The sequence below is a fragment of the Sinorhizobium fredii USDA 257 genome (assembly GCF_000265205.3).
Taxonomy (GTDB): domain Bacteria; phylum Pseudomonadota; class Alphaproteobacteria; order Rhizobiales; family Rhizobiaceae; genus Sinorhizobium; species Sinorhizobium fredii_B.
In genome coordinates this window covers 1,629,935-1,645,187 of the sequence record NC_018000.1, presented here as the reverse complement: position 1 = coordinate 1,645,187, position 15,253 = coordinate 1,629,935, and the positions used below count along the sequence as shown (strand labels likewise).

The window sequence follows — 15,253 nt, the reverse complement described above, 5'->3', positions numbered from 1 at the left end:
CCCACTCTAGCCATTGGGAAGCGATCACGCAGGCTCCGGTTGTCAAAACCAGCACTGGCGTGATCCGAGGGAGGAAAGCCATGAGGCGAATTTTGCTCTCCGCGGTCTCCGCCGCGGCGTTATCAGTTGGCGTCACATCTGCATTTGCGCAATCGGGAAGCGTCGAAAAAGCCGTCGGCGGCTACAATTTCGAAGACGCCGCCAAGGAAGCTCCGGAAACCAAAGACTTTCATTCCGCCGATGGTCATCTGACCTTCGCGATCGTGACCCACACGGCCGGCAACGGTTTCTTCGATCCGGTCTATGTCGGGGCGAAGGTTGCCGGCAACATGATCGGCGCCGAGATCCTGCTGCTCGGCTCGGAATCGCCGGTGGACGACCCGGCGCGCGAAATAGAGATCCTCAACCAGATCGTCCGCGATCCGAAAATCGACGGCATCATCATGACGACGCCGCAGGTCGGCGCCTACAACGACATCGTGAAGGCGGCCGAAGCGGCCGGCATACCGGTTGCCACGACGAACTCCTTTGATGAGACGATACTCAACCGCAGCGGCATCAGCCATACCGGCCAGGATGCCTCGGCAGCGGCGATCGGCGGCGAGGCGCTCGCCAAATGCCTGCTCGACAGCGGCAAGACCAGCGGCTCGATCCTGCTGCCGTCATCGACCGCCATGGGCAACATCGAGGTGAACAACCGCGTCACCGCCGCCTTCAATGCGATCGTCAAGACGCTGAAGGACGCCGGCAAGCTCGAGGCCTTCAAGGTCGATGCCGGGCCTGAGAATGTCGGCATCGACACCAACCCGAACGATCCGGTCAACGCGCTGGTGACGCTCTTCGAATCGCGCGGCGACGTGGTCGGCGCGTTCACGGCCAACAACGTCTTCACGCCTCCGCTCGTCAAGGCGGTGGAGCAGATGGGCTGGACGGGCAAGTTCTGCGCCTTCGGCTTCGACCTCGGCCCGGCACAGCAGGAAGGTATCGCCGCCGGCAACCTGACCGGCTCGCTCGGCCAACAACCTTTCCTGCAGGGCTTCTGGCCGGTCATGCAGCTCTACCTGCAGATCGACCGCGGCATCTCGGCCGCCAACCTCGACACGCGCGCCCAGCTTGTGACGAAGGAGAACGTCGCCAAGGTCGGCAAACGGTTCGAGAACTGAAGGCCGAAATGCAGCGAGAGCGATGATGGCGACCAGCTCTGCCCCCTCTGGCCTGCCGGCACTCTACCCCACAAGGGGGGAGAGGATTCGCGGCATGCTCATCGCCCCCACAGAAAGGTTTGGCGACGCAGAGCGTGTCGGGCATTGGGCGTCGCCACACGCATTCTCCCCCCTTGTGGGGGAGATGGCCGGCAGGCCAGAGGGGGTAGGGCGTCCGCTTCCGCCACGAACCGATCGGACGCATCGTGCGATTAGCAAGCGGAAGACGTCCACATGACACCGACCACGTTGACACCGACCATGGCGGCATCGCTCGGCCGGGCTCCCTCCCAACTCGCCGGCAGCTGGGAGGGCGGGCTCCTCGTCTTCATTGCGCTGCTCTACCTGGCCGGAGCGGTCGTCAACCCGACCTTTTTCGGTTCGACCGAGGGCCTCCACGCGCTGCTTCGCGACACTTCCCGCGTCGGGATCATCGCTGTCGGTATGACCTTCGTCATTGTCAACAAGGATCTTGATCTCTCCGTCGGCTCCACCTACGGGCTGATCGCGGTCGTTTTCGCGCGGCTTTTCGCGCCGAGCTTTGTCGATTTAGGCATCGCCGCCACCATCATCCTCTGCCTGTTCCTCGGCGCTGCAATCGGCCTCCTCAACGGCGTGCTCGTCACGATCCTGAAAGTCCCCGCCTTCATCGCCACGCTGACGATGTTGTTCATCGGCCGCGGATTCGTGCTGGCGTTGACGCATGGCCAGGCGATCTACTATTCGGGCAAGGCCAGGGAATACCCGTCTTTCTTTCACCTCGGGGAGACGAATGTCCTCGGCTTCAACAACCAGATCGCCATTTTCGCGATCGCCGCTGTGGTCGGGGCGATCGTGCTTGCCAAGACGCGATGGGGCTATGAGACCTTCGCTACCGGCGGCAACGAACAGGCGGCTGTCTATGCCGGAATCCCGGCGAACTGGGTGCGTATCCGAGCCTATCTAATCTCTTCGCTCTCGGCGACCGTCGCCGCGCTCCTGGCGGCCGCCCAGGACAAGGGGGTGACCCCGCTCTACGGCGTCAGCTGGGAACTCACCGTGATCGCCTCGGTCATCATCGGCGGCGCCTCGATCCTCGGCGGCCGCGGCCGGGTCGTCGGATCCTGCCTTGGCGCGGGACTGGTCGTGCTCATCGACAAGGTGCTGCGCGAGGGCTGGCCGATCACGCGCACCGTCGTCATTGACGGCGAGAGCATTGCGGTCGGCGCCCGCTATACGCTGCCGGCAGGCGCAGTCCTGGTCTTCCTCGGCCTTCTCCTCGTCGTCGCCGTACTCATCGAACCCTATCTCATTCGCCGGCAGGTGCTGGGCCGCTTCTGGGCCTGGCTGCGCAGGCGGCAGCCGCCTGCGGCCATGGAAATGGGTGGCGTTGCCCTCGAGGGCGTCCAGACCAAGGGAGCGATGGCGGCGGACATGGCGCTGTCGACCACGGGGTTAGGCAAATTCCTGGCCCGGCGCGATGCGCTCGCCATCATTCTGGCCGCCGTTCTGTGGCTGACGGGACTTGTGCTTCGGCCGGACTATTGGTGGAACCTCTCCAATACATTCGCCATCCTGCTGAACTATACGGAGCTGGCGCTGATCACGATCGGGCTTACCTACGTGATCGCGGCCGGAGACATCGATCTCTCGGTCGGTGCGGTACTCGCGCTTGCCGGCAGCACGGCGGCATATTTCTTGAAAGTGATGGGCGCCGATCCGATGACGGCGATCGCAATGGGCCTCGTCGCCGGCATGGTCGCGGGGCTCGTCAACGCCACCGTGACCGTCGGGTTCAAATTGCCCTCCTTCATCGCCACCCTCGGCATGTTCTACATCGCCCGCGGCTTGGCAGCCTGGTTCGTTGCCGGGCAGCAATTGACCGGCTGGACCGAAGCCTACAATCTCATCGGCCGCAAGCTGAGCGACGTCCTCCTTTATTTCGGCGTCTTGCTGCCGCCGGGTATCGTCCGCACCGTCACTGAGGTCGTCAGCGTCCAGACGGTGTGGATGTTCCTCGTCGCCGTGGTCGCCGGCATCGTGCTCGCCTATACGCCGTTCGGCCTCAAGGTCTGCGCCACCGGCGGCGACCTCCGGGCGGCGGCCTATGCCGGCATCAACACCAGCCGCATACGCTTCCTCTCGCTGATGCTGGCGGCGCTCTGCGCGACCATGGCCGGGCTCATCAATGTCGCCTATTTCCGCAGCTTCAACCCGGTTGCCGGCCAGTTCCGGGAACTCGACGCCATCGCCTCGGTGATCATCGGCGGCGGGTCGATCTTCGGCGGCCACGGGACCATGATCGGCGCGCTCGCCGGAGCGGCCGTGATCACCCTGATCCGGGCGCTGCTGCAACTCAACGTCCAGGGGTTCACCATGCCGCAGCATTGGATTAACGTCTTCATCGGCGTCATCCTGATCGTCGCCGTGCTGATCGACATATGGGTGCGCCAGGCCAACATCCTCGGAACGTTGCGTGCGCGCTTGGCGAGGCGGGCGACAACAGGAGCGGGCAGCCATGGTTGATACGCAATCGCCGCCGCCGATCGTCGAAATGCGCGGCATCGAAAAGGCCTTCGGCGCCGTGCAGGCGCTGCGCAAGGTCGATCTCGTCCTCTATCCCGGCGAAATTCTCGGCCTCGTCGGCGACAACTCGGCCGGCAAGTCGACGCTCATGAAAATCCTGACGGGCGCCTATCAGCGCGATACGGGCGAGATCCTCGTTGCCGGACGGCCGGTGCAGTTCAAGAGCCCGCATGAGAGCCGCGACGCCGGCATCGAGATGATCTACCAGGACTTCGCGCTCTGCGGAAACATGGATGTCGGCCAGAACATCTTCCTCGGCCGTTGGCCGCTGAAAGGCCCCTTCGTCGACCGGCGGGCGATGTATGCGGAGGCCGATCGGGTGCTGAAGCGGCTCAAGGTCGACGTGAACTCGGTCTACCAGAAGGTCGAAAGCCTCTCGGGCGGGCGCCAGCAGTCCGTGGCGATCGCCCGCGCCATCTCGTTCGAGCCGCGCGTCGTTATCCTCGACGAACCAACCGCCAACCTTTCGGTGATGGCGACCGAACGATTGCTCGAGACCATGCTCGAGTTGAAGAGGCAAAGCGTTGCCCAGATCATCATCTCGCACCGACTCGTCGACATCTTCGCCGTCGGCGACCGGGTCATGGTGCTGAAGCGCGGCGAATATGTCGGCGACCGTTATATCAGGAACACCGATGAGCACGAGGTGCTGGAGATCATCGTCTCCGGCACCCGCGAGACGGCGCTTACAGCCGACGAAGCAAGCCGGCGCCGACCCCAAAGTTCGCCCCTCCCCAACTCCTTGCCACAAGGGGGAGGGACTTAGCACCTGCGGCCGGTGCAGACCGGGGTGAAGACTGGATTTCCGACCGCGCGACCGTCGTGAGGCCCCTCTTGCTTCGCTACCGCGCGTACGCGCGGAGTATCGCCGCCGAGCCTTCTTCGAAGAGCCGCGTCAAAGCCTTGACGAGTGCGAGGCGGAGTGGAGCGCTGGTCGCCAGATCGGCATCGAACACGTCCCGCATCGTCAGATAGGCGTCGACGATCTGCTCCGGTTCGGCGATGTCCCGGACGAGTCCGGCGATGCGCGCCGCATGCGGATCGCGGACGTCGATCGGATTGCCCGCCTCGTCCAGCCCTCGCGCGTACCGCATCCAGGCGGCGACGCCGAGCGCCAGCCGCTCGTAACCGGCGCCTGCCATCGAGCGGTCGCGGATCGTGCCGAGAAGGCGTTGCGGCAGCTTTTGCGAGCCGTCCATGGCGATCTGCCAGGTCCGGTGCCTGAGCTTTGGATTGCGGAACCGCCGGAGGAGGTCGCTGCGGTAGGCGGCGAGGTCGAAACCCTGAAGGGGCGGCAGGGTCGGCGTGGCTTCCTCACGCATCAGCCCCTCGATGAGCGGCTCCATCCCGGGAAGCGCCATGGCTTCGGCCACCGTCTCCGCACCGGCCAGATAGCCGAGATAGGCGAGCGTCGAATGGCTGCCGTTGAGCAGCCGAAGCTTCATCATCTCGAACAGGGCGACGTCGTCTACGAAGACGGCTCCCGCCTTTTCCCAAGGCGGGCGGCCGAGCGTGAAATCGTCCTCGATCACCCATTGCCGGAATGGCTCGGTCATAATGGGCCAGGCGTCCTCGAGCCCAAGCGCCGTCGCGATGGTGTCCCGGTCGCTGTCAGTGGTCGCCGGCACGATCCGATCAACCATGGTGGAAGGCGAAGCGACGCGTCGCGCCAGCTTGCCCAGAGCCGGGTCCCGCAGTTCCGCGAAGCGCGTCACCACACGATTCAACACTTGGCCGTTGGATGGGAGATTGTCGCAGGAAAGCAGGGTGAACGGAGCGACGCCGGCCGTTGCCCTCCTGGCAAGCGCCTCGACGATGAAGCCGATCGCCGAGCGCGGCTGCCGCGGGTCCTCTAGATCATGGACGATGTCGGGATGCGTTTCGTCCAGCGTGCCGGTCGCTGGGTTGTGACAATAGCCCTTCTCGGTGATCGTCAGCGAAACGATGCGCGTAGCGGGATCGGCCATCCGGCTTAGAACGGCTTCAGGACCCTCCGGTGCGCACAGCAGCTCAACGACGCTGCCGATCACCTGCAGCTGTTCGCTTTCGCCGTCCTGAATCTTGAGGGTGTAGAGCCCGTCCTGCGGCTGAAGAGCATCACGCGTATCGGGGCTGCGGAGCGAGACGCCTGAGATGCCCCAGGAGGGATCCCCCGCAAGGAGCCCCTCGGTGAAGGCCGCCTGGTGGGCGCGGTGAAAGGCGCCGATACCGAGATGCACAATGCCGATGGTCACACGCGACGGATCGTAGTCAGGCTTTTTTACGCCTTGCGGCAGGCGGTCGAGCGTCCGTCGTGAAAGCCGCATGGTGCTCTTCCTCCCCGCGTCCGATTGGCAGCACGGGCAAATTGATATACTAGTATGCTAAATCGTGTCAAATGCGGCGGGTGCGGGTTGCGGCATCAGGGTTCCGATCGGTCGAATGAAATTAAGCTGCGCCGGGTGACGACGGCGGCCGTCATTTATCAGCGGCTCCATGCGGCCATCGTGTCCTTTGAGTTGAAGCCGGGAATGCCGCTGCAGGAAAAGCGCATTGCGGAGGAATTCGGCGTCAGCCGGACGCCGGTGCGCGAGGCGCTTCTGCGGCTCGCGGAAATGGGCCTCGTCGAGATCTTCCCGCAATCGGGCACCTTCGTCTCGCCAATTCCGCTCTCTGCCATTCCCGAGGCCGTCGTCATTCGCAAATCGCTGGAGCGCACGACCGTCGAACGTGCGGCGCAAATCGCCACGGCTGAGGATCTCGACCGTCTCGATAGGATCATCGCCCGCCAGCGCGCGCATGCAGCCCTGGGCGAGGCTTCACGTTTTTACGAAGAGGACGAGGCGTTCCACGGGGCCATTTCCGCGATCGCCGGCTATCCCGGCATCTGGACCCTTGTCAAAACGGTCAAGCTGCAGATTGACCGCGCCCGCCGGCTGACACTGCCTGTACCCGGTCGCATGACAACCGTCGTGGACGAACACGTGGCGATCCGCGACGCGATAGCGGCACATGACGTGGACCGTGCCTCAGCGGCGATGATGCGCCACCTCGGCGCGGTCATTCCCGATGTCGAGGCTCTTCGGCAGCACCATCCGGATCATTTCGCTTGAAGATTCTTCGAAGGGCCGCCCGGATTCAGGCGTCCGAGCAGCAGTCGGACATGCCGTCCGGCTTTGAAGGTCATTCAATTGCCACAAAACTGACGACCCTCGAACTTAGATCAAGGACGATCTTCGCCGCCCGTTGGCCAATGCTTCAGGCCAATGCTCTGTCGCATCCAGATTGGCTGCACTCCAGAACGGGCATCTCCCCAAGGACCTGAATGAGAAGGTTCGCCGCGACCAAAGCAGATCTGCGAGGTTCAATGCGATGCATTCCATCCAAGACCGTCTTCCAGTCTCCATCATCATTGCGAACTATAACTATGCGCAATTCGTGAGCCGGGCGATCGATAGCGCACTCGACCAAAGCTACGGCAACGTGGAGGTGATCGTCGTCGACGACGCTTCGACCGATCATTCCGCCGAAGTTCTCGCTTCCTATGGACCTCGGATTAAGCCGTGCATGAAAAAGGCGAATGGCGGTCACGGTGCAGCGTTCAACACCGGTTTTGCGGCAAGTCGCGGCGCGATTGTCCTGTTCCTCGACGCGGACGATTACCTCTACCCGAACGCTGTGTCCGAAATTGTCGCTCAGTGGGATGACGATACCGCCCAGATGCAATTCAGATTGCATATCGTCGACCAGTGTGAGCACGTCAATGACGTATTCCCGCCGCCCGAAGTGCCGTTCGACTCTGGCGATGTCACCCCGCACCTGTTGCGCCGGGCGCGCTACCAGACCACGGTCACCAGCGGGCTGGCTTTTGCCCGTTCGGCGCTGGAGAGCGTCATGCCGGTGCCGGAGCACGAATTCCGACAGGGAGCAGACGGCTATCTGGTCACCCTGGCACCGCTTTACGGGAAGGTGAAGTCGATCGAGACTTGCCTCGGTGCCTACCGCATGCACGGAAACAACCATTCGATTTTCGCCGAGAAGCTGGGCCAGAGGGCCAGATGGCGCGTCGAACACGATTTTCACCGGCTGCAAGCCCTTGCACACCAGGCCGAGGAGGTTGGGCTGGAGGTGCCCCCGGACGCCAATCTGCGCGATCCGACGCATATCGAGGAACGTCTGGCTTCGCTCTGCGTGGACCGTGAGCGACATCCGGTGGCGGAGGATTCGAGGCTTTCGCTGGCTGCGGCCGGCGCCGCGGCCAGCATGGAAATGAACGTCTCGTTGCGCCGCCGCGCCATGCTGGCGGCCTGGTTCCTGTCGGTAGGGGTCCTGCCGCAGCGCATGGCGCAGGCGGTGCTGTCGTGGAAGCTTGTCGCCTCTTCGAGGCCTCCCGTTCTCGCCCGGATATCCAAAACCATTCGCTATGTGATGGGATAGTCCGCCTCTTCCGCCGAACGCAAGGCTGGCAAGCTGCAACAAAAGCGGTAGCTAATACGACCCTCTCTTAATTGCTCGCAATGTGGTAGATTTGCGTCGGGAGCAACGTCGGCTTGTGGAGAAGCCCGATGACAGCCGGACCCGTTGTGGGCCGGATTTCATGAACGTTGCAACAGCCTCTCCGCCAAGCCGGATCGATCGGGACCCCATGAGGTGGTCTCGTGAAGAGCTCGGATTGGGAGGTGTTCAATGGTGCGCAAATTCTGTCTGGCCCTGGCTGTCGCGGCCTCTGCGCTCGCGATCAGTGCGTCTGCCTGGGCCGATATCACGATTCTCGTGCCTTCCGGCAGTGAAGGCGACGGTCTCAGGGCCGCGGCGGCCGACTACGCGAAGCTGAAAAACACGAAAGTGGAGACGGTGCAGGCGCCCTATGCCAACGTTTTCGAACAGGGTGCGAATGCCGGGGCAACCAAGTCCGGCGTATTCGACATCATCCTGATGGACGATCCGTGGATACCGTTCTTTGCGGAAAACGGTCACCTCGAGGACCTGACGCCCTACTTCAAGGCCGCCGGGGTGGAAGGGCCGGACAACGACTTCCTGTCGAAGTCGCTGGCGATCTGTCGCAACCCCTATAACTCGGGGCCTTATGTGTGCCTGCCTTATGTGGGCAACGCCCAGATGTTCTTCTATGACGCGGCCAAGTTCAAGGAAGCCGGCGTCGAGTCCCCGAAGACCTGGGACGACGTGCTGAAGGCCGCCAAGGCTCTGACCGAGCAGGGCGGCGGGCGCTATTTCGGCTATGTCTTCCGCGGCGGCCAGGGTAACCCGGTCGTTGCCGACTTCATGCCGATCTTCTGGTCCTACGGTGCCGACATGTTCAACGCGGACCGCACCAAGGTGACGATCGACACGCCCGAGGGCGCCGCCGCGATGAAGACGTTCATGGCCTTGCGCGACGTGTCGCCGAAGGGCGTCGAGAGCTATAATGCCAACGAGGTCGGCACCGCCCTTGCCGCCGGCACCGCAGCGTCGTCGATCAACTGGCCGAACTGGGTAGCGACCTTCGAAGACCCGAGCCAGTCGAAGATGGTCGGCAAGATTTCCTACAGCCCGATTCCCGCCGGCACGAAGCCGGGTAGCTCGGAGATCGGTCACTGGACGATGGGGATCATGGCGGCGTCCAAGAACAAGCAGGAAGCCTTCGACTTCATGATGTGGGCGACCACGGCCGAGCAGATCAAGATCTCAGCCGAACGCGGCAATCCGCCGGTTCGGACCTCGGTCTTCACCGATGCGGAACTGACCAAGCAGGAGCAGTTCCGCCACTATCCGGTGCTCATGGAGGCGATCCAGGCGTCGACGCCGCGCCCGCGCCATCCGAAGTGGCCGGAGATCGAGAATGCCTTCGGCATCGAGCTTTCGAAGGCGGTCGCCGGGACGATCTCGCCGGAGGAGGCGCTGAAGAGTTCGCAGGCCGCAGTCGAGCAGATAACCGGTCTAAAGTAGGCAATTGTCGACATGAGCGGGGCTCCGCCCCGCTCATGTGATCGGTGAAATTTTCTGCGGTGCGGCCGGAGCTGAAATAGGTACGGAAGGTGTCAGGGGAGGGCCGATGTTGAGGGCTGACAAGGGCACGTTCGCCAAGTCGCTCCGACCGGGAGGGGGTCTGGAGCGTTGGAGGGAGCGTCATCTGCGCTATCTGATGCTCGCGCCGACCGTGCTCATCCTGCTGGCCCTTACGATCTTTCCCAGTGTCTACATGTTCTATGCGGCGGTGCACCGGATCAGCCCCAATCCCGACCTGCCCTGGGAATTCGTCGGCATCGGCAATTTCGCCCGGCTGCTTTCCGACCCGCAATTCCACGTGGCGCTCCGCAACACCTTGGTGTTCACGATCGTCGCGGTGGCGCTCGAATTCCTTCTCGGCCTCGGCCTGGCGCTTCTCCTCGACAGGTTCATCCGGCGGCTCAGCTTCCTGAAGACGGTGCTGATGATCCCGATGATGCTGCCGCCGATCGCCGTCGCAATCACCTGGAAGCTCATCTACGAGCCGCAATTCGGCGTCCTGAACGAGATCATGTTCCAGCTCGGCCTTCCCCTCCAGGCCTGGGCCGGCGACGTGAACCTTGCCATGTTCTCGATCATCGTCGCCGATGTCTGGCAGTGGACGCCGTTCATCTTCCTGCTGATGCTGGCGGGCCTGGCAAGCCTGCCGGTCGAGCCCTACGAGGCGGCAGCACTCGACGGCGCCTCGTCCTGGCGGCAATTCTGGGACCTGACGCTGCCCTTCCTGAAGCCGGTGATCGCCATTGCGCTGCTCCTGCGCGTCATGGATGCGCTGCGCCTTTTCGACCTCGTCTTCATCCTGACAGGCGGAGGCCCGGCAGACCGGACCAAGGTCCTGAGCCTCTATATCTACCAGGTCGCCTATCGCTTCGCCGATCCCGGCTATGCGGCGGCGATATCGCTCTTCGTGCTGTTCGTCACGATCCTGCTCAGCACCTGGTTCATGAAACGCATGCGTCTGGCGGAGTGAGACGATGGCGACGATCAGGACACGCAGCCGCACCCGAGAGACCCTACTCCGTCTTGCCGCCTACCTGGCGATCCTCGTCGCGCTGGTCGCGACCCTCTTTCCCGTCTACTGGATCGCGGCCAACTCCTTCAAGTTCGACATCGACATTTTCGCCGTGCCGCCGGAATGGGTACCGCGCAACCCGACGCTGAAGCATTACGACGAAGCCTTCATCCAGCGCCCCTTCCTGCGCTATGCGCTGAACAGCTTCCTCGTCGCCGTCGGCACGACCGCCATCTCCGTGACCTTCGGCACCATGGCCGGTTATGCGCTGGCGCGCTTCAGCTACCCCTGGCAGTGGCGCAAGCAGATCTCGTTCTGGATTCTTTCGACGCGGATGATGCCGCCGATCGTCAGCATCATCCCGCTCTACCTGTTCTTCAACTATTTCGACATGCTCAACACGAAGTCGGCGCTCATCATCGCCTATACCGCCTTCAACCTGCCGTTTGCGACCTGGATGATGAAGAGCTATTTCCAGGATCTCCCGGTCGAGCTGGAAGAGGCGGCGATCGTCGACGGCGACACGCGCTGGGGCGCTTTCCTGCACGTAGCGCTGCCGCTCGCTCGCCCCGGGCTCGCGGCGACTGCCATATTCTGCCTGATTATCTCGTGGAACGAATTCCTGCTATCGCTCGTCATCACGCTGACCGAGCAATCGCAGACGCTGCCGATCGGGATTGCCGGGCGGGTGACGCAATACAGCACCTACTGGGGGGAGATCAGCGCCGCCGGATTCATGGCCTGCGTGCCGATCGTCATCTTTGCCTTCATCGTCCAGAAGCACCTCGTCCGGGGGCTCTCCCTGGGCGCGGTCAAGGGTTGAGGGCCATGGCGTCCGTCCGGTTCGACAATGTGACAAAAAAGTTCGGCGAGTTCGTCGCCGTCCACGATTTCAATCTCGAGATCCGCGACAAGGAATTTCTGGTCCTGCTCGGCCCATCGGGCTGCGGCAAGACGACGACGATGCGGATGGTCGCCGGTCTCGAGGAGGCGACATCCGGCGATATTTACATCGACGCCGATCGCATCAATGACGTGCTGCCGAAGTATCGCGACGTCGCGATGGTCTTTCAGTCCTATGCGCTATATCCGCACATGAGTGTCGAAGACAATATCGGCTACCCGCTGAAGATCCGCAAAGTGCCGCCGGAGGAATACGCGCGCCGCATCACCGAGGTGGCGCGACGGGTCGAGCTCGATACGATGCTCAAGCGCCTGCCGAAGGAACTGTCGGGCGGCCAGCGCCAGCGCGTGGCGCTGGCGCGCGCCATCGTCCGCACTCCGCGCGTCTTTCTGATGGACGAGCCGCTCTCCAATCTCGACGCCAAGCTCAGAACCCAGATGCGCGCCGAACTGAAGCATCTGCAGCACGAGTTGCAGGTGACGACGATCTACGTGACCCATGACCAGATCGAGGCGATGACGCTCGCCCATCGTGTCGCGGTGATGAACAGGGGCGTGATCGAGCAGCTTGGAACGCCGCGGGAAATCTATAACGATCCGCGCACCCTTTTCGTCGCCGGCTTCATAGGCTCGCCGGCGATGAATCTCATTCCCGGCGAGGTGAAGGACGGAGTCTTTGCCAGCGACGGCTTGCGGGTCGGCGGGGCGGGGCGCGTCAGCATTCCGCGTGCCGTGCTCGGAATACGCCCCGAAGACGTCCATGTGACTCCAGCGGAGAATCCGGACGTCAACCTTGTCGCGCCGATCTACTCGGTGGAACTCACCGGCGAGAACACCCTTGTCAGCCTGCAGCTCGGCGGCCGGCTCATGACCTTGCGTGCCGACAAGAACTTCGCCGGCCAGATCGATCAGCGCGTCGGCGTCAAGATCGAGACAGACCGCATGTTCCTGTTCGATGCGGAGACGGAGCGACGTGTCGATTTCCCGTCTAATCGTTGAGATGCTGGATGTGGATGGGCACAGGGCGGGCGCCCGTACCCCCTCTGCCCTGCCGGGCATCTCTCCGATAAGGGGGGAGATCGGCCTGAGGCGGCCCCCCGGGCTCCTCTCCCCCACCGCGCCAGTCATGCGGCGAGAGTTGCAAGTGACGCACCGGTGGTGCCTGTTGCGAATCTCCCCCCTTGTCGGAGAGATGCCCGGCAGGGCAGAGGGGGGTGTGGCCGGATACGTCGTTTTCGCTGCTATCAAACAGGGGTAGCGGCAATCGCTTTCGTCATGGCATCCGGCGCGCTCGCTACTGGTCACGAACCGATCGCCGGGAATCCCCTCGTCGAAATTCCGGCCGGCCCCTTCGTCTTCGGCAGCGACGACGGCCCGGAAAACGAACGCCCGCGCCGCGTGGTCGAGGGCAGAGCCTTCGCGATCAACCGCACCGAAATAACCAATCGGCAATACGGAGCCTTCGTCGCGGCGACCGGTCACCGGCGCGCTTTCTATGCCGACCATCCGATCCTCGGGCTCGCCGACCGCCCGGTCGTCGGCGTCAGCTGGAGCGATGCGGATGCCTTCTGCCGCCACTACGGCCTCGCGTTGCCGTCGGAGCAGCAATATGAGAGGGCGGCGCGGGGCGTCGACGGCAATGCTTTACCTTGGGGCACTCCGAACCGCGACGAGGCGCGGGCCAACATCGGCGCCGAAGTCTGCTGCTCCGGTGACGACCGAGATGGCTATCCGATGACGGCACCGGCAGATGCCTTCGCCAGCGGCGCCAGCCCGGACGGCGTGCTCAACCTTATAGGCAATGTCTGGGAATGGACCAGCGACGTTTATGCGCCTTACACGGGAGCATCTGCCACCGCCGTGCGGCACCATCGCGTGCTACGCGGCGGGTCGTGGAACAGCGACGCGCGCCACACGTCGACCACCTACCGGCTCGCCTATGATCCCGACTTCCGTTTCGCAGCGAATGGCGGTTTCCGATGCGTCCGCTCCTCGCCTTGATCGCCGCCGCCGCGGTCCTGCTTCTGGCGGGGAGTGCCGGTGCCGAACTCGTGGCGACGGCGGGCTACCGGCTCAAGACGGTCCATGTCCCCGGTGCCGCATTTGCCGGCCTTGCGCGTGATGGCGCGAGCCTGCTCGTTACCGATCTCGCGGGTGGTCGCCTATATCGCCGCGACGAAAACGGGGGACTGGTCGCTTTCGGTCCCGTCTTTCCCCACGGGCCGGACGTGATCGGCGACCCGACTGGGCCGTACCGTGCCGCGCGTGTCGATAGCGAGCTCATCGTCGCCCAAGGGTGGAAGCCGACCGATGCCGATGAAGATCGGCTTGACCACAGCCTGGTCGCGATCGATGCCGCGGGCAGGACGCGGGTCATCAGCAATGATTTCTGGAACCCGTTCGATTTCGTCGCCGCCGACCAGGGCTTCTATGTCGTCGACGCGGCGCGCAACAGCGTTGAGCATGTTGAGCCCAATGGACGAAAGAAAACGCTCATCAGTTTCCGGCGATTGCCACAGGCGGCAGATACGCTGCAGCGCCTTTCGCCGACGGAATTCGAGGCGGGCAGCGACTACGAGGTCGATGCGGTGCCAACCGGCATCGCTCTCTATAAGGGACGCCTCTATGTCACGCTCTTCGGCGGATTTCCCTTCCTTGCCGGGGCAGGGAAGGTCGTTTCGATCTCAACCGGAGGCGCGTCCGAAGCGCGGCTTGAGGCTGACGGCCTCAATGCGCCGGTGGCGATTGCCTTTGCGGGCGATGGAGCAATGCTCGTGCTCGAGCACGGGACCTACGATCAGAAGCAAGGCTTCGCAAAAGGCAGTGGCCGACTGCTGAGGATCAATGCGGCCACGAAGAACAGAAGCACCATCCTCGATGGCCTGATACGGCCGGTTTCGGTGCTCGTCTGGGACGAAAGGCAACTCGTCGTTTCCGACCTCGCCGGCAGCCTGCATTTCCTACGGCGTGACTAGGCTACACCGCGGCCGGCGGGCGCCGATGACAATAGCTCGCGGCTCAGTGCTTGGTGCTGGTTTCCTCGCGAACCGCTTCCTCGTGGTACCAGCAGCCGTCAATGGCAGCCGCGCACACGTCCGACGAAGCGAGCTCCGCCTTCCGTTGTGCCTCAAAATGGCGATCCTCGGCCTTCCGGGATATGCGTGTCGGGAACTGTAAGATCGTCGCGGTCTTGCCGTGAAAACTCGTGGCCATGCTCTGGTCTCCAGTCAGTTCTGTCGAGAAAGATAGTACGCCGCGGCACAAATTGCACATCATTTACGCGAATTGCCGAAAATTCGTTCAATTGCGTGCCGGAATAGCGAGCACTCTTGCCTGGCTGCATTTGAGGGAGGGTGTTCGGTGGGATTTTTTAGGCAGCTGCGCGCAACTGACGCATTTTGCGGCGTTTGCTCCCGTGCCGCCCGATGCGGACGCCGGAGGGCCGGTCCTAAGGAAGGGGCGGGATATCCAGCAAAATCAACGGGGTGGCAAGACACCGGCGCCTCAAGCGGAAATTTGCCGCCCGCCACTACCCCTGCCGCCGGTCCCTCGCAACCCCGTCCGAATCTCTGCCGACCGAAAAAAG

13 protein-coding genes are annotated in these 15,253 nt (G+C 63.3%); 11 read left to right on the top strand and 2 right to left on the bottom strand.

The window, feature by feature from the left end:
• The first annotated feature begins 80 nt into the window (after positions 1 to 80).
• The 3 genes from USDA257_RS07565 to USDA257_RS07555 all read left to right on the top strand — a co-directional run bounded on the left by USDA257_RS07565 (position 81) and on the right by USDA257_RS07555 (position 4,533).
• Positions 81 to 1,163: a substrate-binding domain-containing protein gene (locus USDA257_RS07565; protein WP_014762322.1), complete on the top strand. Its 1,083-nt coding sequence runs from the start codon at positions 81 to 83 to the stop codon at positions 1,161 to 1,163.
• A 273-nt stretch (positions 1,164 to 1,436) separates the two neighbouring features.
• Complete coding sequence (locus USDA257_RS07560; protein ID WP_014762321.1) at positions 1,437 to 3,707, top strand: ABC transporter permease; 2,271 nt, start codon at positions 1,437 to 1,439, stop codon at positions 3,705 to 3,707.
• Positions 3,700 to 4,533, top strand: a complete 834-nt coding sequence (locus tag USDA257_RS07555; RefSeq protein WP_014762320.1) for an ATP-binding cassette domain-containing protein — start codon at positions 3,700 to 3,702, stop codon at positions 4,531 to 4,533. Before USDA257_RS07560 ends, USDA257_RS07555 begins: the two co-directional genes overlap by 8 nt.
• Before the next feature lie 76 nt (positions 4,534 to 4,609).
• On the opposite strand, the gene USDA257_RS07550 is transcribed toward USDA257_RS07555, so the two are convergent.
• Positions 4,610 to 6,073: a mannitol dehydrogenase family protein gene (locus USDA257_RS07550; RefSeq protein WP_014762319.1), complete on the bottom strand. Its 1,464-nt coding sequence runs from the start codon at positions 6,071 to 6,073 to the stop codon at positions 4,610 to 4,612.
• Positions 6,074 to 6,160: 87 nt separating this feature from the next.
• Between USDA257_RS07550 and USDA257_RS07545 the strand changes: the two genes are divergently transcribed.
• The 8 genes from USDA257_RS07545 to USDA257_RS07505 all read left to right on the top strand — a co-directional run bounded on the left by USDA257_RS07545 (position 6,161) and on the right by USDA257_RS07505 (position 14,642).
• Positions 6,161 to 6,859 carry a GntR family transcriptional regulator gene (locus tag USDA257_RS07545; protein ID WP_014762318.1) on the top strand — a complete coding sequence of 233 codons (699 nt, stop codon included), beginning with the start codon at positions 6,161 to 6,163 and terminating at the stop codon, positions 6,857 to 6,859.
• Positions 6,860 to 7,118: 259 nt separating this feature from the next.
• Positions 7,119 to 8,183, top strand: coding sequence for a glycosyltransferase family 2 protein (locus USDA257_RS07540; RefSeq protein WP_014762316.1), 1,065 nt, complete (start codon positions 7,119 to 7,121; stop codon positions 8,181 to 8,183).
• A gap of 249 nt (positions 8,184 to 8,432) precedes the next feature.
• A complete protein-coding gene (locus USDA257_RS07535) occupies positions 8,433 to 9,692 on the top strand; it encodes an ABC transporter substrate-binding protein (protein WP_014762315.1) in 1,260 nt (419 codons plus the stop codon).
• Between the two features lie 106 nt (positions 9,693 to 9,798).
• Entirely contained in the window at positions 9,799 to 10,722 is a 924-nt protein-coding gene (locus USDA257_RS07530; protein ID WP_014762314.1) for a carbohydrate ABC transporter permease, read from the top strand.
• Between the two features lie 4 nt (positions 10,723 to 10,726).
• On the top strand, positions 10,727 to 11,587 hold the full coding sequence (locus USDA257_RS07525) for a carbohydrate ABC transporter permease (protein WP_014762313.1): 861 nt from the start codon (positions 10,727 to 10,729) through the stop codon (positions 11,585 to 11,587).
• A 5-nt stretch (positions 11,588 to 11,592) separates the two neighbouring features.
• Positions 11,593 to 12,666, top strand: coding sequence for an ABC transporter ATP-binding protein (locus USDA257_RS07520; RefSeq protein WP_014762312.1), 1,074 nt, complete (start codon positions 11,593 to 11,595; stop codon positions 12,664 to 12,666).
• A gap of 276 nt (positions 12,667 to 12,942) precedes the next feature.
• Entirely contained in the window at positions 12,943 to 13,668 is a 726-nt protein-coding gene (locus USDA257_RS07510; protein WP_041413983.1) for a formylglycine-generating enzyme family protein, read from the top strand.
• Complete coding sequence (locus tag USDA257_RS07505) at positions 13,647 to 14,642, top strand: ScyD/ScyE family protein (protein WP_014762310.1); 996 nt, start codon at positions 13,647 to 13,649, stop codon at positions 14,640 to 14,642. Before USDA257_RS07510 ends, USDA257_RS07505 begins: the two co-directional genes overlap by 22 nt.
• A 43-nt stretch (positions 14,643 to 14,685) precedes the next feature.
• On the opposite strand, the gene USDA257_RS07500 is transcribed toward USDA257_RS07505, so the two are convergent.
• The gene (locus USDA257_RS07500; protein ID WP_014762309.1) at positions 14,686 to 14,880 is read right to left on the bottom strand and encodes a DUF2735 domain-containing protein; all 195 of its coding nucleotides are present in this window, start codon (positions 14,878 to 14,880) and stop codon (positions 14,686 to 14,688) included.
• Positions 14,881 to 15,253: the final 373 nt, after the last annotated feature.